The 21,912-nt window shown below is 35.6% G+C and carries 28 protein-coding genes and 1 pseudogene; 3 read left to right on the top strand and 26 right to left on the bottom strand.

The window, feature by feature from the left end; all coding sequences use genetic code 11:
• Positions 1-24 precede the first annotated feature (24 nt).
• The 3 genes from hxlA to PQ456_RS22940 form a co-directional block, all read right to left on the bottom strand.
• The gene (gene hxlA, locus PQ456_RS03510) at positions 25-720 is read right to left on the bottom strand and encodes a 3-hexulose-6-phosphate synthase (RefSeq protein ID WP_273614875.1); all 696 of its coding nucleotides are present in this window, start codon (positions 718-720) and stop codon (positions 25-27) included.
• Positions 721-830: 110 nt separating this feature from the next.
• Positions 831-2,129 (bottom strand): MFS transporter, encoded by a 1,299-nt coding sequence (locus tag PQ456_RS03505; protein WP_273614874.1) that lies wholly within the window; start codon positions 2,127-2,129, stop codon positions 831-833.
• A 2-nt stretch (positions 2,130-2,131) separates the two neighbouring features.
• A complete protein-coding gene (locus PQ456_RS22940) occupies positions 2,132-4,033 on the bottom strand; it encodes a PfkB family carbohydrate kinase (RefSeq protein ID WP_337957874.1) in 1,902 nt (633 codons plus the stop codon).
• A gap of 326 nt (positions 4,034-4,359) precedes the next feature.
• Between PQ456_RS22940 and PQ456_RS03490 the strand changes: the two genes are divergently transcribed.
• Positions 4,360-4,806 carry a GNAT family N-acetyltransferase gene (locus PQ456_RS03490; protein ID WP_273616229.1) on the top strand — a complete coding sequence of 149 codons (447 nt, stop codon included), beginning with the start codon at positions 4,360-4,362 and terminating at the stop codon, positions 4,804-4,806.
• A 104-nt stretch (positions 4,807-4,910) separates the two neighbouring features.
• Here PQ456_RS03490 and PQ456_RS03485 read toward each other — a convergent pair whose 3' ends face one another.
• Positions 4,911-5,936: a LacI family DNA-binding transcriptional regulator gene (locus PQ456_RS03485; RefSeq protein ID WP_273614873.1), complete on the bottom strand. Its 1,026-nt coding sequence runs from the start codon at positions 5,934-5,936 to the stop codon at positions 4,911-4,913.
• A gap of 200 nt (positions 5,937-6,136) precedes the next feature.
• Here PQ456_RS03485 and PQ456_RS03480 point away from each other — a divergent pair, with 200 nt between their 5' ends.
• Together PQ456_RS03480 and PQ456_RS03475 are read left to right on the top strand one after the other, a co-directional pair.
• Positions 6,137-6,595, top strand: coding sequence for a MarR family winged helix-turn-helix transcriptional regulator (locus PQ456_RS03480; RefSeq protein ID WP_273614872.1), 459 nt, complete (start codon positions 6,137-6,139; stop codon positions 6,593-6,595).
• A 54-nt stretch (positions 6,596-6,649) separates the two neighbouring features.
• A complete protein-coding gene (locus tag PQ456_RS03475) occupies positions 6,650-7,987 on the top strand; it encodes an SCP2 sterol-binding domain-containing protein (RefSeq protein ID WP_273614871.1) in 1,338 nt (445 codons plus the stop codon).
• A gap of 145 nt (positions 7,988-8,132) precedes the next feature.
• On the opposite strand, the gene PQ456_RS03470 is transcribed toward PQ456_RS03475, so the two are convergent.
• From PQ456_RS03470 to PQ456_RS03365, 22 genes and pseudogenes are all read right to left on the bottom strand, one after another.
• Positions 8,133-8,672: a GNAT family N-acetyltransferase gene (locus PQ456_RS03470; RefSeq protein ID WP_273614870.1), complete on the bottom strand. Its 540-nt coding sequence runs from the start codon at positions 8,670-8,672 to the stop codon at positions 8,133-8,135.
• Between the two features lie 92 nt (positions 8,673-8,764).
• A complete protein-coding gene (locus PQ456_RS03465; protein WP_273614869.1) occupies positions 8,765-9,265 on the bottom strand; it encodes a hypothetical protein in 501 nt (166 codons plus the stop codon).
• Positions 9,266-9,320: 55 nt separating this feature from the next.
• Entirely contained in the window at positions 9,321-9,791 is a 471-nt protein-coding gene (locus PQ456_RS03460; RefSeq protein ID WP_273614868.1) for a hypothetical protein, read from the bottom strand.
• Between the two features lie 135 nt (positions 9,792-9,926).
• Positions 9,927-10,106, bottom strand: coding sequence for a hypothetical protein (locus PQ456_RS03455; RefSeq protein ID WP_273614867.1), 180 nt, complete (start codon positions 10,104-10,106; stop codon positions 9,927-9,929).
• Positions 10,107-10,163: 57 nt separating this feature from the next.
• Entirely contained in the window at positions 10,164-10,514 is a 351-nt protein-coding gene (locus tag PQ456_RS03450; RefSeq protein WP_273614866.1) for a CdiA family toxin C-terminal domain-containing protein, read from the bottom strand.
• 75 nt (positions 10,515-10,589) lie between these two features.
• Positions 10,590-10,910 carry an RHS repeat-associated core domain-containing protein gene (locus tag PQ456_RS03445; protein ID WP_273614865.1) on the bottom strand — a complete coding sequence of 107 codons (321 nt, stop codon included), beginning with the start codon at positions 10,908-10,910 and terminating at the stop codon, positions 10,590-10,592.
• 269 nt (positions 10,911-11,179) lie between these two features.
• Positions 11,180-11,386, bottom strand: coding sequence for a hypothetical protein (locus tag PQ456_RS03440; protein ID WP_273614864.1), 207 nt, complete (start codon positions 11,384-11,386; stop codon positions 11,180-11,182).
• A 338-nt stretch (positions 11,387-11,724) separates the two neighbouring features.
• Positions 11,725-12,579 (bottom strand): RHS repeat-associated core domain-containing protein, encoded by an 855-nt coding sequence (locus PQ456_RS03435; RefSeq protein ID WP_273614863.1) that lies wholly within the window; start codon positions 12,577-12,579, stop codon positions 11,725-11,727.
• 194 nt (positions 12,580-12,773) lie between these two features.
• A complete protein-coding gene (locus tag PQ456_RS03430) occupies positions 12,774-13,145 on the bottom strand; it encodes a hypothetical protein (protein ID WP_273614862.1) in 372 nt (123 codons plus the stop codon).
• 14 nt (positions 13,146-13,159) lie between these two features.
• Positions 13,160-14,110 (bottom strand): RHS repeat-associated core domain-containing protein, encoded by a 951-nt coding sequence (locus PQ456_RS03425; RefSeq protein ID WP_273616228.1) that lies wholly within the window; start codon positions 14,108-14,110, stop codon positions 13,160-13,162.
• A gap of 157 nt (positions 14,111-14,267) precedes the next feature.
• The gene (locus tag PQ456_RS03420) at positions 14,268-14,738 is read right to left on the bottom strand and encodes a hypothetical protein (protein ID WP_273614861.1); all 471 of its coding nucleotides are present in this window, start codon (positions 14,736-14,738) and stop codon (positions 14,268-14,270) included.
• 307 nt (positions 14,739-15,045) lie between these two features.
• The gene (locus PQ456_RS03415; RefSeq protein WP_273614860.1) at positions 15,046-15,267 is read right to left on the bottom strand and encodes a hypothetical protein; all 222 of its coding nucleotides are present in this window, start codon (positions 15,265-15,267) and stop codon (positions 15,046-15,048) included.
• A 12-nt stretch (positions 15,268-15,279) separates the two neighbouring features.
• The gene (locus tag PQ456_RS03410; protein ID WP_273614859.1) at positions 15,280-15,852 is read right to left on the bottom strand and encodes a hypothetical protein; all 573 of its coding nucleotides are present in this window, start codon (positions 15,850-15,852) and stop codon (positions 15,280-15,282) included.
• A gap of 190 nt (positions 15,853-16,042) precedes the next feature.
• Positions 16,043-16,552, bottom strand: coding sequence for a ubiquitin-activating E1 family protein (locus PQ456_RS03405; protein ID WP_273614858.1), 510 nt, complete (start codon positions 16,550-16,552; stop codon positions 16,043-16,045).
• A 377-nt stretch (positions 16,553-16,929) separates the two neighbouring features.
• Complete coding sequence (locus PQ456_RS03400; protein WP_273614857.1) at positions 16,930-17,451, bottom strand: pre-toxin TG domain-containing protein; 522 nt, start codon at positions 17,449-17,451, stop codon at positions 16,930-16,932.
• 387 nt (positions 17,452-17,838) lie between these two features.
• Complete coding sequence (locus PQ456_RS03395) at positions 17,839-18,231, bottom strand: hypothetical protein (protein WP_273616227.1); 393 nt, start codon at positions 18,229-18,231, stop codon at positions 17,839-17,841.
• A 26-nt stretch (positions 18,232-18,257) separates the two neighbouring features.
• Positions 18,258-18,548 (bottom strand): hypothetical protein, encoded by a 291-nt coding sequence (locus PQ456_RS03390; protein ID WP_273614856.1) that lies wholly within the window; start codon positions 18,546-18,548, stop codon positions 18,258-18,260.
• Between the two features lie 157 nt (positions 18,549-18,705).
• On the bottom strand, positions 18,706-18,984 hold the full coding sequence (locus PQ456_RS03385) for a pre-toxin TG domain-containing protein (RefSeq protein ID WP_273614855.1): 279 nt from the start codon (positions 18,982-18,984) through the stop codon (positions 18,706-18,708).
• 328 nt (positions 18,985-19,312) lie between these two features.
• Complete coding sequence (locus PQ456_RS03380; RefSeq protein ID WP_273614854.1) at positions 19,313-19,483, bottom strand: hypothetical protein; 171 nt, start codon at positions 19,481-19,483, stop codon at positions 19,313-19,315.
• A gap of 47 nt (positions 19,484-19,530) precedes the next feature.
• A complete protein-coding gene (locus tag PQ456_RS03375) occupies positions 19,531-19,710 on the bottom strand; it encodes a hypothetical protein (protein WP_273614853.1) in 180 nt (59 codons plus the stop codon).
• 12 nt (positions 19,711-19,722) lie between these two features.
• Positions 19,723-20,187 (bottom strand): annotated as a pseudogene (locus tag PQ456_RS03370) (zincin-like metallopeptidase toxin domain-containing protein).
• Between the two features lie 1,114 nt (positions 20,188-21,301).
• Positions 21,302-21,904 carry a hypothetical protein gene (locus tag PQ456_RS03365; RefSeq protein ID WP_273614852.1) on the bottom strand — a complete coding sequence of 201 codons (603 nt, stop codon included), beginning with the start codon at positions 21,902-21,904 and terminating at the stop codon, positions 21,302-21,304.
• Positions 21,905-21,912: the final 8 nt, after the last annotated feature.

Here is a 21,912-nt window from a genome sequence, read left to right as displayed (position 1 = left end):
TGAATATCACTCCCTGTTATATAGTTATAAAGAAGCTAAAGGATTAACGTTTGGGATAGCAAATTGATTAATCTGTTCTCGAATCTGTTGCGCCGCTTGTTGAGGTTGAGCAGCTTGAGTAATCGCAGAACCCACAATAATCACAGACGGGGATTGCTGTAAAATTGTCGGTAATGTCGTTAACGTAATGCCGCCTGCTACCGCAATCTGAGGTGTTGCATGGTTAGCATTAGAAGTAGCATGAGCTTCATGTCTATTTGATTGCCCGGCCTTTTGTCCGTTATGCTCTTGCTCGTCTTTGCTAACATGATGGCATAATACAGCATCTGTATAGCGCTCAAGATCTTGAATTCGATCAGGCGATACGCTGAGCAGATCAATCATTGTCTGCCCCTGATAGCGACGTGCTGTCTGCATACATAATTCTAATGTAGCATCTGGCGCCGCTCCCATAACAGTAGCGACATCTGCTCCTGCTTCAAAACAAAGCTCAAATTCGTATTTCGCATTATCAAAAGTTTTGATATCCGCAACAATGATTTTATGTGGAAAAGCTTGCTTCATCTGGCGCACACTTTCGATGCCGAACTCTTTGATTAGGGATGTACCCACTTCAATCCAGTCAACATGTTGCTCTACTTGTTTGGCCATCGTTATCGCTTCTTGGATAGTCATTCGATCTAGCGCTAATTGCACACGTACAGGTTGTTGTTCACTCATACTCGTTCACTCCTTTACCAAATATAGACTATATTTTTTTACATCATTAGATATAAAAGAATTACGCTGTTGTATTGTTGTGTTATTTTATGTGTTCACTACTCTTTGGATTACGTCGCACTGACTTTGCGTTTCCATTCTGGAGAAGCTTGAGGTTTCTGCGTCTGTGGCTTGCGTACCATCATTGTTAAGATCGCCGACAGAAGCAGTGATCCCGCCATAAACATATACGATGCATCAAACCCACCTGTCAGATCATTGAGATACCCTACAATATAAGAACCGGCAAATGAACCTAATGCTCCCATACTGTTAATCAATGCCATAGCTCCACCGGCTACATTACGTGGCAAGACTTCTGGTACAATCGCAAAAAACGGGCCATACGGCGCATACATCGCTCCACCAGCAATCACAAGTAGTACAAATGAAATCCAGAAATGATTTGGTCCAATGAGATAGGAACCGTAAAAAGCAAGCGCACCAATCAATAAGAACGGCCAGACAAAGTTTTTGCGACTTTGCATTTTATCAGAAAAGAATGAAGTCACTAGCATCAAAATGACAGCCAGTACGTACGGAACAGCAGCTAACCAGCCTGTTGATACCATATCCATATTCGGTGCTTTAGCAATAATGGATGGCAACCACATCACAAATCCGTACACCCCAATACTCCAGAAAAAGTATTGCAGACTTAACTTAATAACCGTAGGCGAACGAAAAGCTTCGCGGTAATTTTTTACTTGCTTCATTCCTGCTTGTTCACGTTCTAATTCGTCTTCTAATGCTTGTTTTTCCGCATCGGTCAACCATTTCGCTTCTGAAGGCTTATCTTGTACTACTTTCCACCATACAAATGCCCAGATAATAGCTGGCATCCCTTCTATAATAAACATCCAACGCCAACCGACTGCGGTCACTAGATAACCGGAAATAATCGACATCCACAAAACAGTTGCAGGATTACCTAAAATCAGAAAAGTATTTGCACGTGAACGTTCTTTGTTCGTAAACCAGTGTGCATTAAAAACAAGCATCGCTGGCATGACCGCGCTTTCAACAACTCCAAGTGCGAATCGGATAACGATCAACAGATTGACATTGGTGATCATCCCTGTAGCGGATGCAAGTCCACCCCATAGAATTAATGACCAGAAAATCAGTTTTTTCGCACTTTTTTTCTCTGCATAATGAGCACCTGGAATTTGGAAAAAGAAATAACCTAGAAAGAAAAGCGCTCCCAGTAACGATGACATCGCTGCTGAAATATTCAGATCATGTGCCATACCTGATGCCGCGCCAAAGCTATAATTCGCACGATCCAGATAAGCGAGGCTATACGTAATAAAAATAACCGGAATCAGTCTTAACCAACGAGAAGCAGGTAATGCTGTCTTTTCTTGCATGTTTATTTCACTCCTTCCAAAGATGGGTCATAACGAGTAACGTCCTCAACAACTATATCTGTTGCTGGATATCTGGGATGATGTTCAATCATATATTGTAATTCATTTTCTGAAGGATACCCTTCATGATCGCCGATCGATTGGACTGCTAAAGCTCCAATGGCACATCCTCTGGTAATCGCTTCTTCTATTGTCAGTCCGGCTAACCAACCACTAACAGTTCCAACAGCAAATCCATCCCCAGCACCTACCGTATCAATCACTTGCTCGACGATAAAACCAGATACTGTGCCTGATTGTTCCTGCGTGCGATAATAAGCACCAGCCGGGCCTAATTTAACGACAACGACTTTGACTCCTTGCTGCAAGTAAAATTCAGCAATTTCTTCAGGTACTGATGATCCTGTTAATATCTGTCCTTCTTCAATACCTGGCAACACGATATCAGCTTGAATAGCAAAATGGTTGATCGTCTCGATCATTTCAGTATGACTGCTCCACAATGCAGGACGCAGATTAGGATCAAATGAAATACTTCGATGGTGAGCACGCATCTGCTGAATTACATGCTGTGCAAATACACGATTATGATCTGATAATGCTAATGGAATACCTGTCATATGCAAATGACGTGCTGAGCTAAAATAAGTAGCATCCAGATCAGCTATACTCATCTGACTTGCTGCTGATCCACGACGGAAATATTGAACTTGCGGATCACCGCTGATGACTTTGGACTTGAGCTGAAATCCTGTAGGACGTTCTGAATCTATCTGTACATGATCTAGATTCACATGTTCACTCGCTAGCTTATGTTGTACAAAAGTTCCAAATGCATCGGCACCGACTTTACTTGCCCAACCCGATCGAAGACCGAGACGTGCAAATCCAATCGCTGCATTGGCTTCAGCTCCTGCTAATCGTTTACTAAATAAAGCTACATTATGCAGATCGCCTACTTCTTCAGCTACAAACATAGTCATTGCTTCGCCAAATGTCACAATGTCCAGTAATGTGTTATTACTTTCTACAGGTAAGTTGGATAATGGTAAAAGCTTATTTCCATTTACTCTAGCAGTATCTGTTGGATGATCCATCGCAATGTTGCCCCTTCCTGCTGTGCTTAGTACATGGTTGTAATATTTAATCTCTGTATCGTCAGATAAAGTAAATTCGATCGCCCGCCATGCTTGATTCGGAAGAAGTTTGATTACTTGTCGCCATAATGCTTTTTCCTCTATCGGTAAAGGAAGTGTTAGATATCTATTCTCTTGCCGAACCGAATGCTTCGCATGAATATAAGTCACATAAGGTGATAAATGTTGCGCCGCTTCCAGTGCATCTTGTCCTGCATATAACCAGTTACCGATATCGAATGTCATTCCGATCGAATACCATTGCGAATGCGCTTGCAAAGTAGCTAATTGTTCAAAAAACGAAAGTATATGTGCAGGATCTCCCCCGTATGTTGTCTGATCGTTTTCTATCCATAGATGAATGGGAGATACCGATGACTGTTCAGCAAAAAATTGATCCAAACTTGTAAGCAATACATCGATAGAAGATTGCACATTATCGTAATGACCAAGTGATAACTTGACTGCATCTGCTCCTAATCGCTGTGCTTCTGTGAAAGAACGATATACTATTTCTTGATTCAGTCCATGATTCTTTTGCCATAACGATGCAGGTACAGAATAGACAGTATATAAAAGATTAGCTTGTTGAATCGCTTGTCTACACTGTTCTAAAGGCAAACTATCGTCTGACTCTACAAAAAGTTCACGACGAATCTCTATTCCCTGTGCTCCAAGATCAGCAATACGTGTAGCTACTTGCAATTGTGCAACTTCTCCATTAACGACATCTGCAAAAACAGAAGTAGGAATAATAGTAATCGACATTGATAATCTCCTTTCAACTACAAAGTAGAGCATTACTATCTATTTCATCTGCTCAATTCATATGAAAATGTTCAACACAATAAGTTAATTTCATTTTAGTAAATCGGTTTAGTAAATCGGTTTATGAGGTCAGTATAATGCAACTATTTTATAAATACAAGTCTTTTTGTAAACGTTATCTGTATTTATATGGTAAAAGGTACTTTGGACCCATTCTGAAATAATTAACTAATAATTAACTAATAAATATAAATTTATTTGCATTTAAATTCATAATTATGTATATTTATTTTTTACATATAAAGGAGATGATGTTTTTGGAAACTGTGCCGACAGTGATTCGTCAAGCAACTACAGCAGATGTCGAAGCGTTGATAAGTATTATGAATGAATATATTGGAGACTTTTATCAAAAGCCCAAACCACCTGTAGAAAAGCTACATCATCTAATTACAACGTTATTGGATCTGCAATTAGGGGTACAATTTGTAGTCGAGCAAAATGATCAGACCGTAGGATTTGCCACATTGTACTTTTCATTCAGCTCGATCAAAGCCGATAAAGTCACGATTATGAACGATCTTTATCTGCAAGAGCATTTACGAGATACTGAAGTGGAAGTTCAATTGTTTAAGCACTGCCAGACATATACTCAAGATCATGGATTTGCTCATATGAGCTGGGTAGCTGCACCGCATAATACACGTGCGCATCGCTTTTTTGATCGAATGGGATGTACGAGAGTCGATTGGGTCGATTATATGATTGTATAGCACCAAAAAAGACCGTCTAACATCAAATTGATCAGATGTTGGACGGTCTTTTTTTGATCACAAACGTATAGTTCTATCTTTATTCTGATGATCAAGTATTCATTTTATTGTATATTCATCGGTTGTGCCGAAGATTCGCGGATCATTAATGTACAATTAAATTGCTTTTCTTGTATAGCTGGTTGTTCTTGTTGTGTACTCTGTGCAGAAATCGAAGCAAGTAACATTTCTGCGGCTTGTCTGCCCATGTCATGCGAAGGTTGAACAATCGTAGACAATGTAGGGGTTAGCAATTCAGCAAACGGTATATTATCAAATACGATCAATGCCATATCTTGCGGAATCTGCAATTGATATTCTTTGAGAAAAGCAAGAACTTCAAGCAATACCAGATCATTACCTGCAATAATTGCTGTTGGTAATTGCTTTTGCTGTGCCCAGGTGCTTAATGTATGACGTAATTGCTTAACTTCATCCGATAATATCATCGGTGTGATCTGTGGTAATAGTTCCTCCATCGCACGTGTATATCCATGTACTCGCTCTACACGAGTAGAAATAGACAGCGGTGCTGTAAGCATTGCAATATGTTGGTGCCCCGTATGGATCAGATGTTCTGTCGCTTTATATGCAGCTTGTTCATTATCTACAACGACACGACTTACCTGTACCCCTTCCAGCTTCCGATCTACAAATACTAATGGAAAGCCTTCTTGAACTAGCTTCTGATACAAAGGAGTTAATTGACCGGACGGAAAAGCAATCACGCCATCTACTTGCTTGGAGCGCAACAATTCCAGATCTTCACGTTCTCTTGCTTCATCTTCATCGGTATTGCATAGAATTACGCTAATGCCCTGTTCCCGGCAATAGCTCTCAATCCCCCGACAGATTTCCAAAGAAAATTGATGCAACATATTTGCAACGATTACGCCAATCGTAAACGTACGTTTTTGTTTGAGACTACGTGCCAGTACATTCGGACGATAATCCAATGCCTGAATCGCCGCAGCTATTTTATCTTTTGTATTACTGCTCATATATTCATAACGCCCGTTAAGATATTGGGAGACTGTACTTTTGGATACTCCTGCTTCACGAGCTACATCTGCCATTGTCATTTTCGCCATAGTTACTGCCCTTTCTCTATGATCCGAGTGTAGTTACAGATGCTCATACGGATATGGTTGATCTGTGTTTGAATATTATCATAGCGTAAGGACTCATTGTAGCACAAATGGCTATTTTTGAAGAATATCTCATCTGGTTGCTACGCTGTATAACAAGCATAAAGATTGACATCAACAAATATGTGTATATACTCATATTTATGAGAAACCATAATTCTAATCTGCCCAAAACAATCGATTACACAGCAGAGTGCGCCTGCTTAAATTTTAGAAAAGCGTCACGTTTTATTACTAGCCTATATGATGAGTATTTAAGACCTGTAGGGCTTCGAGCGACCCAGTTATCATTGCTGATGGCACTTGAACAAGCAGGATCGGTCACTATTACGACTCTTGCTGAATTACTTTTGATGGATCGCACTACATTACCACGCGATCTAAAACCACTTGAACGAAATGGATGGGTATCAATTACACCAGGAGAGGATCGTAGAAAACGTTTTATTGCTTTGACACCTGACGGTCAGCACCTTCTCAACACTGCCTTACCATTATGGGAACAGGCACAAGTTCGTGTACAAGAGTATATGGGCGAAGATCGTTATAGAGGTTTACTTAGACAATTATCTGATATTGTGAAGCTAAATAGACAAAATTAATTTTTTTTGATCAATTAGGTGTATATACACTTATTTTAGAAAGGATCGATATATATGGCTGATATGAAAAAACATCCTACTGTTCTTCGTTATTATGAATCGGTTGCGCAATCTACCCCTGTCAAAAATGAAATTCTTGATTATGATTGGATACGTGAATTATGTCTGGACGCTGGAGCAGATGATGTCGGAGTGATTTCTATGGAACGTTCCGAATTGGATGATCAACGTGAAGATATTCTATCTGTATTTCCACATGCCAAAACGATGATTAGCTTTGTTGCTAAAATGAATCGAGAACCGATCCGTACCCCTGCTCGCTCACTTGCTAATATTGAATTTCATCATACAGGGGATAGGGTGGCAGATATATCTCATAATATCGTATCTACATTAGAAGCACGAGGCATACGGGCTTTGAATGCAGCTATGGGGTTCCCGATGGAAATGGATAAGTTTCCCGGCAAAGCTTGGGTCGTTTCACTTAAACCTGTAGCGGTTGCAGCAGGCTTAGGTAAGATGGGGATTCATCGCAATGTCATCCATCCCAAATTCGGTAATTTTATTCTGTTAGGCGCTATTATACTAGATGCTCCGGTTAGCAAAGAAGACCGTCCAATCGACTATAATCCTTGTCTGGAATGCAAAGTTTGCGTAGCCGCCTGCCCGGTAGGTGCAATCGGCGCAGATGGACAATTCAATTTCTCATCTTGTGCTACACATAATTATCGGGAATTTATGGGTGGTTTTAGCGATTTTGTAGAGACGGTGGTAGAGAGCAAAAATACGAAAGAATTCCGGAGCGAAGTACCAGCAACTGAAGCGGCTTCATGGTGGCAAAGTTTGAGTTTTGGTGCTAATTATAAAGCGGCTTATTGCTTATCTGTGTGTCCGGCAGGCGATGATGTAATCGGGCCATTTCTAGAAGATCGCAAAGGATTTATGAAAGATATCGTAAAACCGTTGCAAGCAAAAGAAGAGACTATTTATGTGATACCGAATTCAGATGCAGAAGCGCATGTCAAAAAACGTTTTCCTCATAAAACGATCAAACGTGTTGGTAATGGATTAATACCCAATTCGATCGGTCTTCTGGTGACTCTTATGCCTCATGTATTTCAGCCGAATCAGTCAGCAGACTTAAACTGCACGTATCACTTTACGTTCATAGGTGATGAAAATAGACAAACCACATTCGATATTCGAGATAAAAAGCTTCAGGTACAAGATGGTCTACAGGGTACACCCGACATCCAGATTACTGTAGACAGCAAAACATGGCTTAAAATCGTAGCGAAAGAAAAAAATGTAGGCGTAGCCTTACTCACAGGAAAACTACGGCTCAAAGGTAATCCTAAATTGCTGATGAAATTTGAAAAGTGCTTTGCCTAATAGCAAATGTAGCATAATACTAGAGTACATTTTTATTTTGTAATTGATATGAAAAAGAAACCCTGATAAGTGATACTTTTCAGGGTTTCTTTTTTTAGTTTAGCATGTAATAACAGAGACATATCCCTGTATAAGCTAATATCACTTATGATTTGGAGCGAGCTGTATATTCTTTTGCAAGTATAGAATACAGAGAAGAATCATGAAATTCGCCTTTATAATACCAGTGTTCACGCATAATGCCTTCGCGTGTCATTCCAATCTTCTGCATCACTTTCTCTGAAGCGATATTAGTCGGGCGACAGGTAGCATAGATTCGATGTACATCCAATGTCTCAAATCCATAAGCCAATATAGCACGCGCAGCTTCTGTTACATAACCGTTGCCCTGGTAATCAGGATTCAGCACGTAACCTATTTCAGCATTAGTGTTGTGGACATGGATACCAATCCCACCCATCAATACCCCTTCATCTTTCAAGCAAATAGCGAATTCATAATCTTGACGAGAAGATTGCTGTTGCTGAGCGATGGCCTCTTCAACATACGCCTTAGTATCTGCTTCAGTATTAGGCCCCCATGCAGTATGTTGGGTCACCTCTGGCAATTGCGTATAGGTATGAATCGCTTCCCAATCACTATGTTGTATTTCACGAATAAGCAGTCGCTGTGTTTCCAGTTGCATATATAATTCCTCCGTTTTATTGTTATTGTATTGAGATATTATAGTTATATGTAGTACAACTCTCTATACTGATGATCTTATAGAAATCTTATCTAGCTTGTTTGTACAAATAAATTTTGCCCATCTACTATCCAATACCAATATTTCTCAGGGATATCTTCAACAGAATTTTTATAATATCCAATCCATCCGTCGGGCACATATAATTCGTAAGAGGCAGGTTCAGGATAGTAAGATATCAATTCTTTATGATCGAAATTTATATATAAAGAAGGGTACATATCTGAAATATCTATATAGGTGTCTTGATATGTAGTTTGCTTCAATATATGTTTGAGTTCTTCTACTTCAACTTCGTCGTCTGCAATGTTCTCCAAAAATGCTTTTGCTGTATCTTCATTAACTACGGGAATATTAAATCTTTCTGAAAAATCATTTGGTTTCGGAACATGAAACCCCTTCTCAACATAAGCAGCAATTAACTTTTTGAAATCTAAAAACCATATCTCCTTATCTGTCACAAACCATCGGTAAGAATCCATATATTGAACTAAAACGATTATATTTTCTGCATACTTCGGCTGCGTCTTCAATTTTTCTTCTCCTTTATCTAACATGTGCTTTTCGTTAGTTTTCATTTACAACATATTATTGATCGGATACCATAAAATGCGATTTTATTTTACTCTCAATAATCCTATCCATACCATAGATTTCAAAATAGGAAGTATCAAATGGTCGAATTTCGATTTCGGCTTCAGGATGCTGTAATCCTTCATTTTCTTCTGTATCTGGTAACCTATCAAAGTTCCATTCTACATGTCTGCCTTTCTTGATGCCTATAAATACTCCTGAATAGAACTGAATAACCCCACTTGCCTTTTCAATTAATTCGTCTGTACTTAGAAATTCCGAATAGGCATTTGAAAATAATTCTGCAAATGCTCGGTCACTACTCCCAAATACATCGAATGCAAACCAAATAAGATCAGAAGTTTCCTCTCTAATACAATTTATGATTTCAACAAGTTGTTCTCCTAAACAATTGATCTCACTTTTAAAATGCCTTTCATGGAGTCTAAGTAGAAATGTGGATTTTTTTAAATCATTATCATTCAATTTATGCTCTCCTTTTGATGACTTTATGTGTCATTTTGAAAGACTGAAAGCAAAGAACGACTTGTAATCTCAATCCAAAGTAAATCTTTTCTTTTAATCTTCATTTAGTGTTCTAAATTAATTATCACTTATGAGTTAATATCTAATTTCACATTTCATTTTAATCATTTGCTCTACAATTTTATCGTATAAGCTATCATCTTCTAGAAGTACTGCATTGTTATTATTTTTCTTCATAATTAAATAACCTTCGCTCATTTCTTCCAAAAAATATTCATTAGTTTCCCATAAATATTGATATGATGCAAGTTCCATATTATCATCCTCATTTTATAAAATTATAAAATATAATAATATTTTAATAAATTTCCACTATGCTTCTTTTCCCCATGTAATGATTTGTTCATTTGAAATCACACTAGGATCATAGACTGTTTTTGGTTGAGAGATATTTTTATATTGACCAGGCACTACCTTCAATTCCCTATCTAATGTAGGAAGTCTATACTCTATTTCGTAAATACCAGTAACTTTAGGATGTAGAGTTCTTGAGACAATGATATCGTCTAGGTTCCAACCTTGGTCTGTTATAATTTTTTCAAAGCTCTGTAAATTGTGTCCTCCAACAACTCCTTTATTCCCTTTTCTAACAATACCTTGAGCATTAATTACATGATCTTCAAAATTAGACAAGTATTTAAAACTGTTTGTACTCTTAGCCACTCTGGCTATAACCCAACTACCGCCATCAATAGCTCCTTTAGTTAGGGCTTTTCCTGCAATCTTGCCTTCAGGTACCTAGCTTAAGAGAACTCCGCCTCCATTGGCTACTCGATCTGCAACTGATAATTGATCTCCTGTGACATAGTTGACTCTGGTAAATATTTCTTGTAACCCTTTGAGTGTACCTAATCCTGGCACAGCATCCGCTAAGAAACTTCCAACCGTTTTCAACATCTCGTCGCTATCCGCACTCAGTCCAAATGGATCGATATACGAAATCGGATTTCCATTCACATACGCGTACCGATTCATCGTCAGTCCATCATCGATACTGCCGCTCAGCACATCTCGGTTCACAAAGCGCTTGATTTCTGGATTGTAGTACCTTGCTCGCATCTGGTACAGTCCATGTAGTTATTTATTTTGAGTCATCATTGGGCAATCTGTATTAATTTATAATATGATTTTTAGTTTTGATCATTTGCTCCACGATTTTATCATGTAAGTTATCATGTCTATAAGTAGCATAGCATTAATATAAAAAGCATAAGCTGTAAAATATACAGCTTATGCTTTAAAATTATTTTATCTTTTGTAGAATAACTCTCTAATAAATTAGATCAATGTAATTCAAATTAATTTAAGTCCCTACTCCCTTTAATAATTTATTTACCAATATCATTTCTCTTAAAATCCATCATAATTCTAAAATCGTTATTAGGACAAAAAATGCCAGGATGTTTACCGCTATTTACATCATTAAAGATGAGAACAGATCCACATTTAGGACAATCGACATTTTCTCCATTGATAACTCTAGCAATTATAGAATTTATATCATGAGTAGATTTTTTTTTGAATTCATTTTCCATACGTAATCCTCCTCATTATTATTGATACGGAAGTTCCGGGTATAGACTTTCGACATTTTTTATAATCCTTCTGATTTCACCTATGCTTAAATTTGGGTTAAGATGCTTTGCTTCTCTAATATGAGCTATTACTTCTTCTCTCTGAGTGTAGACAGAAGTATTTAGCATATTATGAGTAACTTCATGAATTATAATTTGAGCAGTTTTCTTCTTGGACTGAGTATTTTGTACATAAATAATAGATCTATAATCTTCTATAGCTAATCCATAAAGTCCATCTTGTTTACTATAATCTAAATCTACTCTAATACTATTATTTCTAATAATATCTAACGTTTCTAAGCCGATCTCAGATTTTTTAAGTTCACGATACAAATTTTTAGGAGAAATTCTCTGACCATTTTAGCAAAATCATTCTTAAATAAATCTGATGGTTTAGCTAAACGTACTTGTTTTGAGAGTTTACCAAATAGCCAGCTACCACCATCAATAGCACCTTTAGTCGCTGTCTTCCCAACCACTTTCCCGCCAAGGACAAAGCTGACTAATGTACCTACTCCAGTAGCAACTCGGTCTCCTACAGAAAGTTGTTGACCTGTCACATAATCTGTTCCTGTAAAGACTTCCTGTACACCTTTTACCGCTCCCACAATAGGCACAGCATCTGCTAAGAAACTTCCAACCGTTTTGAACATCTCATCACTATCCGCACTGAGTCCAAATGGATCAATATACGAAATCGGATTCCCATTCACATACGCATACCGGTTTATGGTCAATCCATCGTCGATACTGCCACTCAGGACATCTCGGTTCACAAAACGTTTGATCTCTGGATTGTAGTACCTTGCTCGCATCTGGTACAACCCGTTCGGATCGGTCATCACTCCGTCGCGTCCGTTGTATTGGAACGGTTGCTCGATGGTGCCTTCGTGTCCTAACGATTCACCATAGGTGCCGTAGCTGCACGTATCGGTCAGTTGTCCTTTGGCATCCGTTAACGCTATTGTACTTCCGCGACGGTCGTAGTGATAGCTTTGGTACGCTCCGTTTGCGTCTTGGCGTCCAATTAAGCCGTTACCGTACACATACCATGCTGTCGGTTTGCCCGATGCATCAGTTTCCATCAGCACTTGAGACAAAACAGCTTCTGGATTGACGACATATTTCGTTGTGGTTCCGTTAACGGTCATCGACGTGCGATGATTTTCGTTATCCTATCCGTATTGTACCCCACCGGCTTCTACCAGACGGTTACATGCATCGAAGAGTTTTTCATTTTCTAAACTAGTATAATTACTAATCATTATAGTTTAGTCAATTTGTGAATTAAGATAAAAAAAGCAATCTACTTTCATCAAAAAGTAGATTGCTTACATACTATAAATTATTTAATTATTTTATAATACTCTTCTGTAAACTCATAACTTTCATTTAGAAAAATACACTCCCAAATCCATAAGAAGAAATTTCTTACTGGATAAGGTGGATCAAATGGTGGCAAAACTGATTCAAAAACTCTCTCAAAATCAATAGCATTACTTGTTAAATAATAGCTTAAGACTAATTTTGCATTTAGTTTTTGCTGTTCGTTTAATTCTTCAAATTCTTCTACAATAATTTCATTGATTATTTTTTTATAATCATTCTTATCTTGAATTTTTAATTTTCGATAATATTCAACTGATTCATTATCATCTCCTAATCCAGTAATTGGAGCTAAAAATAAATCTAGTAGATCGGAATTTATAATAATCACTAATATAACACCTCTCAATTTCTTAATTTAGGATATAAGGTATATAATTTCCCATTTCTAAAAACTGCAGTTACTTTAGAAGAAGAAACTAAATTTTGTCCGCCCCTTAAGTACCCTTCACCTATATTTTCACCCCTATCGAAGCTGAAACTGTTCCTTCCTGTTTGGTTATAAATTGTTTCTGCCCTCTGAGCAGCATTTAGCTGTATTTGATTGCTTAAAAATTTAGAAGCATCTCCTATACGACCCGCATAGCCATCTGGGGTATATCCAGTAGTTGCTCTCAAATACTGTTGTTGAAGCGTAGTTTGTGCACCATGTCTAGAATAATATTGAGCTCCATTAGTAGATGACTCCATTCTTGAGAGCTGTAATTGAGCATTATTTTCAATCATCACTCTTAAACTAGATCTATTTCCTGCAAATAACTGCAAATTAACTTTTAGTGGTAACTTACTCGCTACTTGCTTGGTTTCATTCTTCCCGAACTGCTTAACAACCCAACTACCTGCATCAATCGCCGCTTCGGTTCCATACTTCCCAACATATTTCGCCCCAGGAATTGGAATCAAACTTGTTAATGAACCAATTCCTGGGGCGACTCGGTCAGCTACAGACAATTGTTCGCCTGTAATATAGTTGACTCCTGTGATCGTTTCTTGAATCCTTTTTACCGTTCCTACATAAGGAATCGCATCGGCTCCGTAGCTCAATCCTGTCGTTACCCAAGAATCTCCATCCGCACTCAGTCCAAACGGATCAATATACGAAATTGGGTTGCCATTCACATACGCATAGCGGTTCATCGTCAGTCCATCGTCAATACTGCCACTCAGAACATCTCGGTTCACAAAGCGTTTGATCTCTGGATTATAGTACCTTGCTCGCATCTGGTACAACCCGTTCGGATCGTTCATGACTCCGTTGCGTCCGTTATAATCATAATTTGGAGTAAACCTTAAAATTTTCTACGTAAAAAAAACCAAGTCAATTATTATCTAACTCTAATTGACTTGGTTTTTATAAAAAGAAAGGAGTTTAGAATAACTGATACATGTTGAACAAATAAAAGGTTTATTCAACATCATTAACTACTTATGATATTGAAGTATTATCTTTAAACTACTCTGGTATAGTTGGCAAAAAAGGACGTTTCTTTTCTAGTTCAAACCAGACTTCAATATGACTACATAAAGACGGGATATCTAATATTGCCTTTTCACACAAACTTTCATAATCATCTTTTAGAATCTCCTTTAAGTCATAACTAACAGCATATTTATCACTCAACTTAGCTTCATGAACCTGAGTTGGCTCGATGATATAATTCCTATGACGAGTATGATGACTGATATTCATACCCCATTTAAGGTTACCTTTAAACATATGAATACATTTCTGTAACTGTGAATACATTTCATTCTCATTATGAAATCTGAAATAAAAACCTGCTGGACGCTCATAAATATTACCAGGATTATACATTGATGTCCGATGCCATTCAAATGATCCTAGTTTTGAAATAGTATAAGCCATCAATTCAAAATCTGCCAATTTTCCATTTTTTTTAAAATAAATACTATTAGGAACCATTTCTTTTCACCTACTTTAAAGAATGTCTACTTATAGATATTTTCCTACCATTTAGCTCCTTTAATATATCTATATAATCTTTAGTAGTAATGGGTTGATCACTAAATCGAGGATCATAGATATACTTATCATTAGAATAAATAGTATGGTAATCAAATTTTTGTGCTTCTACATACTCAGTAACATTTATTGTTCCATACTTTTCGGATGATGTTATTGTAATAATTTCGTTATCAACTATTCAGTCTCCTATAAACTAATTTAAAAAAACCTGAAAGAATTTAATTCTTTCAGGTTTTTTTATTATTCAATTTTTGCTTTTTCTTTTTGTCAATCCTAAATCATCTAATATACTACTTCTTTTAGTTTCCAATAAAACATAATAATCTCCGTTGATACAAATAATAGCTGGATGTTTTCCTGTTTCCATATTTTGATATATTAAAATTTTACCACAATAAGGACACGGTACTTGTTCACCTTTTAAAACTCTTTTATCAATGTCTGAGTTTTCTTCTTTTGAATTCATATCAGTTCTCCCTTATCTATAAGGTATAGTTGGATAAAGAGACTTCACTTCCTGAATAATCGCTTTTATTTGTGTGTAAGAAAGATTATCTCTCGAATGTTTAGCTTCTCTCATGAAAGCAATCACTTCTTCACGCTGAGTATATATAGGATTTTGAAGTGAAGTATGCGTAACCTCATGAATGATCGTTTGAGCCGTTTTAATAGTATACTCGGTTCCTCTCACATAAATTGTAGCAGTATTGTTACGCATGTTTGCTGTTCCTAATATCTGGTTACCTATCATATCAGTTGGTAATTCCCCATAATCTAATGTGATTTTTGTACCATTACTTTGTATCAATCTAATAGTTTCTTGTCCTACTTGAGATCTATTCAACTCACGATAGAGATTTTTAGGAGCAATTCTTTGTCCAAAAGGAACATACGTATTTTCTTTGAATAAATCAGAAGGTTTGGCATATCGTAATTGTTTATTAAATTTCCCAATAAGCCAGCTACCACCATCAATAGCACCTTTAGTCGCTGTCTTTACAACCACTTTCCCACTAGGGAAAAGGCTAACTAACGTGCCTAATTCCGGCACAAAATCGCTTAAGAAAATTCTGATCTTTCTTTTAATATTTCATTACTACCTACACTCAGGAAAGAATTAGTACAAGAGATTTGATTCGTAATCATATATGTATAGCAGTTCAATTTTTTTTAAAAATTTAAATTAAAAGAGCTACTTACGATATATAATATATCGTAAGTAGCTCTTTTTAGAATGCAAATCAATTTAAAACTATATTAAATCTTTGTAAATCTTTTCGATTTGCCGGCAAAGTTTCTATTATTCCTCTTCTCCATTTTTCTCCATTTAACGTCTCTGTCCATCCACAACTATTGCATTCAAGAATAATTTCAGAGCAATTCTCTTCTTTCGTTATAAGATATCTCATTTCATCACCCTCACAATTTGGACATTCTTTACCTCTATTTGTGACCATATCCCAAAGTCTATTTCCTAATATCATAGCAAAATTATCGAAATTATCAGGTTCATTTTTTTCAAATCTTTTTTTTTCATTATCTAGTAAAAAGCCAGGCGTTTCAACAACGTATACATCAGGATTAAGTTTACTAAGTAGATTTAATCTATTTTCACTTAATGTTTCTGATTTAAAATTATTTCGATGGCTCTGAATCCATGAAGTTATAATTTTATAATAATTAATATAATCCTTAGTAGTAAGAGGATTATTTAAAACATTAATAAAATCTTTCCAAATAGTAGAATCCATTTAGCTTTCTCCTTTTATTTTGGCCCAGGAACAGGATAAACTGTTATCAAGTTGCCTGCTTGATCTGTAAAAATTTTTATCCAGCTAGTTTGATATCCTCCAAATTTAAGAGCAGTGTTTCCAACAATTTCTCCTGTATCAACTGTTCTAACATATTGTCCTCCTTCTACAAATTTAACTGGGGATGTTACACTATCTACACTTTGCAATATATTCTTCAGTTTATTCTCAGAAATTGAGAAAACAGATCTACTATTAGATAAAGGAACATTAAAATGTCCATCTACTACATGATTCCAACCTGCTGAAACAGGCTGGTTTGAACTTGGCCTTAAAGGTGTAAAACGAGCTCTTCCTTTTGCAATATTGATTCTAGATTATACAATTCCTATACCTTTTTCAATATTACTTGATTCTTTAGCAAATAGCTGTAAATCCATTTTTAATTGATAATTATTCGTTACTTGTTTTGTTTCATTCTTCCCAAACTGCTTAACAACCCAACTACCCGCATCAATGGTCGCTTCTGTTCCATATTTCCCAACATATTTTGCCCCGGGAATTGGAATCAAGCCTGTTAATGAACCAACACCATTGGCAACGCGATCCCCTACAGACAATTGTTCTCCTGTAATGTAGTTGACTCCGGTAATCGTTTCTTGAATTCCTTTTACCGTTCCTACATAAGGAATCGCATCGGCTCCGTAGCTCAATCCTGTCGTTACCCAAGAATCTCCATCCGCACTCAGTCCAAACGGATCAATATACGAAATTGGGTTCCCATTCACATACGCGTACCGATTCATCGTCAATCCATCGTCAATACTTCCACTCAGAACACCTCGATTCAAAAAGCGTTTGATCTCTAGATTGTAGTACCTTGCTTGCATCTTGTACAAACCGGTAGGTAATATTTAGATCGCCTGTGACATACACATTTTTGGTTACACTTGCTGCATATACACATCAGCTTGGACATTAGTAACTTATTCTATGACTAAGTGAATCAGTTTGTTTTGAAAAAACTGCAAGAAAATGAAGAGAACAAAAAACAGATCAATCGTGGTCGTTTCTGCCCATATCGAACTGTTTGATGTATCGGAATACCGTTATTTAAGGGATAATATTCAAACTTTTCTTATGCATACAAACGAAATGACGAAATCTTTATTTGGGTATTACATAGGTTGGATATGTTATTGGGTGAATGTTGGGTCCTCTCTTTACTCATCCCCTTCAAAAAAAAGAAACCTTGATAGGCACAAAGCCAATCAAGGTATAAGGAATTAGAATTCTTCCAGTGAGATAACTTCAATAGAACTGCAGTAAAACTCAATAAAATTGTACCCATCGTTCTCACCATACCCACTGTCATCATGAACATGATATCGTTGACTCGTATCCCATCCTAACTCTTTTTTGTCATGAATTATCAAACTATCTGTCAGATATAAATTTGTAACCTTTCTTAAACTAAGGTCTGAAACATTATTATACCTGACTTTTAACTTGAATCGTTGTCTTGTTTTTATCACTGAGACATGGAAATAGAGATGAAGTATTGTGAAATAACTATCTTCAAAATCAATATCTACATCATAGTTGATTCCAATTATCCCTTCATACGCCCAAGAGCCTAAAGCATTTAGCTTTTTAGTTACGATATGATAATTCTTCATATGTTTCAAATTGCGTACCTCCTTTACTAATCAATAAATTCTATTTCATTTTTCACTTTATTAATTATGCTTTGTCTCAGTCTACCTGTAGAAAAGTCCCTAAAATATTTTATTTCCGTTTTAACACTTTTTCCTGCATCTTGATAGATGTACTCGTGAATATGTGGGTCTGTATGATGAGCAAAATTTCCATGGTCAGAATAATCAATTCTATATTTTTGCTTACCTGCTTTGTCATAAATCACTCTGGAATTTTCTATCTGACCACTTGAACCTAATCTACTAAAATCAAATCTAGCCCCAGGAGTTCCTTGCATAGGGGCATAATTATTCTCGTAATACTCACCAGGTAGGAACGGTTCTTTAGCAAAATCATCATCTTTCTTGCCTGCAAATAACTATAAGTTTATTTTCAATGGTAACTTACTCGCTACTTGCTTGGTTTCATTCTTCCCAAACTACTTAACAACTTAACTACCAGCATCGATTGTCGCTTCGGTTCCATATTTTCCAACATACTTCGTTCCTGGGAATGGAATCAATTCCATTGGCAACTCGGTCAGCTACAGACAATTGCTCACCTGTAATGTAGTTGACTCCGGTAATCGTTTCTTTGAAACCTTTTACCGTTCCCAAAATAGGAACAGCATCGGCTCCGTAGCTCAATCCTGTAGTTAACCAAGAATCTCCATCCGCACTCAGTCCAAACGCATTAATATATGAAATCGGATACCCATTCATATACCAGTTCATCGTCGATACTGCTACTCATGCCATATCGGTCTACAAAACGTTAATATCAAAACTAGATAGTACTTTTATCTACTTGAAAATTACTAAACGCATTAAAGTTTTACAATAAGGTTATTGGATTATCTATAAATGTGATTTAACAATACTACCATACATAATTTCATAGGCCATATTCATTTTCCATACTTATTAGATTTTACATTCACTTCAAAAGATACTATCATTTTTTTGAAATTTCCTTATTAATTTCTAATAAACTGAGAAAGAAAAAGAAACATGAAATGACTAATAGTCATCTCATGTTTCTTTTGTATAGCTTGATTTATAATTATCTTAAATTAGCTGGATGACCATTTGCATCTAAAATGCCTAGTACTTTTTTATCTCGATCCGATACAATTAACGTGTAGTCTTCAAAAGTAAACGTACTTGGTGGCAAATCGACTGTTACTCTCCATGCTGGTCGGATATTATCATTATCTTTACTTTTAGGATCCACTTTAAATGTATATCCTTCATCAAAATATATATTTTAAATTTGTTCATCTACTGTTCCAACCATTTTTTTTCTTGAAGATAATTTTTAGCAATTTCTATTGCTTCTTCTGGCTTTAATACAGTCTCTACAGTAATCTCTTCTACTTTACAATGATGTCTTGGAAAATTTCGATTTACTTCCTCAAGTATTTCTTTTAATTCTTCTTTAGTTCTATTATATCTTCTCAATTTATTCACCTTCTAATTATCATATTTTGAACGTAGTCTATCAATATATTCTTTTGAATGATTAATGGATGGTGTATCAAATAAATGTTCATTTTGCATCACTCTCGAAAATACATATTCTTCCCGTTCTAATCTACTGAGATTCATATACGAATCTTTGCCTAGTGCTAACCATTGCTCTGCATGATATCCTTCATGATACAAATTAATTAAGCTTGGATTTTTCTTAATCCAAATTTCTCCGCTACCCTAGTCAAAGCCTGCTTCAAGCTCACCTCGAAGTACTTTTCCTTTCTTATCCACTTTGACATTAATTCCATATTGACCCCAGTATTGCTTAAACTGTCTAATTTCCTTTCTAAGAACCAATGTCTCTTTTCTACTATTTTGTAGCTTTTGTACATTTCTGTAATCTATGCTTTCACTCAGAACCTTATCAGCACTATTTTTTACTAAAATTACGAATAACCTAAACATGACCATCAATATAACTTTTAGTTGCTTTTTTACTGACAAAATTTTCATAATATACTATTTATCTAGTCTCTCACAGACATTTTCTGACCTGTTTTATAATCCATTTTTAAAAAACTTCATAAATATCTTTTAAGTATAAAATTTATTGCAATTTATACTTATTATTTTTCAATAAAATAACCATTCATCAACAATTTTATAAATTAATGGTTATTTTACCTTTAATTCTTATTGAATATAGTAATCATTTTTTTAAAAAATGATTACTATATTCAATAAGAATTTCAAAGTCATTATTAGGACAAAAAATACCGGGATGTTTACCACTATTTTTGCCATAGAAAATTAAATATTCTCCACATTTGGGACAAGGTATTTTCTCTCCACTCATTACCTTTTTTCGCAATAAATGCATCTCTTAAATCTCTTCTAAAATTTCTTTTCTACTTCTTTTGGTCATAGTAATCAACTCCTCCTAATGAAGATTTCCGATTGTGGCTCAAAACTATAATTTCTTAAATAGCAAATTATACTTTTGTGAAAAATCAAATAAGGATTGATTAATAGCATCCATGTATTCTGGACGTTCTTTCAAAAAAGAATAACTCGACTCTATTAGAAGTTCTTGAACAATTTCGTAATCAAGAATGCTCTATATATCCAAAGCAGAGTTAACAAACTGTATTCCCTCAAAAGGCTCTTCCTATGGATCTAAATCATCTGAAAAATTGCAACTACAATATTCAATAGTATATCCTATACCTTTAGATAAAAAGGTTACTACTTCAACAAATCAATGGTTTGGAATAGCATTGAAGAAATCAATTGCTGGCAATAAATTATTTTCGACTTCTTTTCTAAATATTCTAAATGTCAAAATCTCAGCTCCTAATTAGAAATTTATAATCGGATAAAGATTTTTCATTGATTCAGTTCCATTAAACTATCTTTCAAATTTCAGACCGTTAGGCGCTGTACCTTGTTAAGATCTATTATTCATTCTATTTGAAGTGATAGCTTTCTGATAACTAAATAAGAATAAGCTAATCATAATTATTCATTATAATTAGCTTATTCTTTAGTAAAACTCAAGTTAATTAAATATTGTTATTAATTATTCATCTTTAATCGCTTTTCTACCAGTCAAAAAATATTCTTTAAAAAAGTCATTATCAAACAATTTCCCTTGAAAATTCTCATTTTTATATTGAAATTGTTTTAGTTTTGCTTGTTGTAAACTATTATTGTCCATAGAGTTAAATGGTATTGATTCTTTTAAATCAAATGTTAATTTAATTTTATATTTACTACCAGTAACAATCATTAATGTTGCATAATAATCTGTTAAAAATGATAAATACCCTCCACAATAACAAACTCTATCGTCCTTATTAATAGTATATGGCCAATTGTAATACTTTTCGCTTTCTTTTTTTAAAGACTTATCTTTACTCCATTTTAAATTTGCACCTTTGACTCCATCAATTTGAACTTTTAGCTTTCCAAATACAAATAAAGAATCTTCTTTACTGAAAAAGCCTTGCATTTGTAATTGATCTTCAAAGTCAAAAATATTAATTACTGTATTTGCAAGTTCAAATTCGTATAGTCCTTTTATATCGCTAGCAAAATTCAAAAAAATAATTGGTTGAAATTCTCCACTACTATCTACAATACTATCAAACTCTTCATCTCCTATATCAATAGTAAGAATCATTTTATCTA

Source organism: Paenibacillus kyungheensis (assembly GCF_028606985.1).
Lineage (GTDB): Bacteria > Bacillota > Bacilli > Paenibacillales > Paenibacillaceae > Saccharibacillus > Saccharibacillus kyungheensis.
The sequence above is the reverse complement of the archived record's forward strand: the minus strand, read 5'-3'. Positions and strand labels throughout refer to the sequence as shown.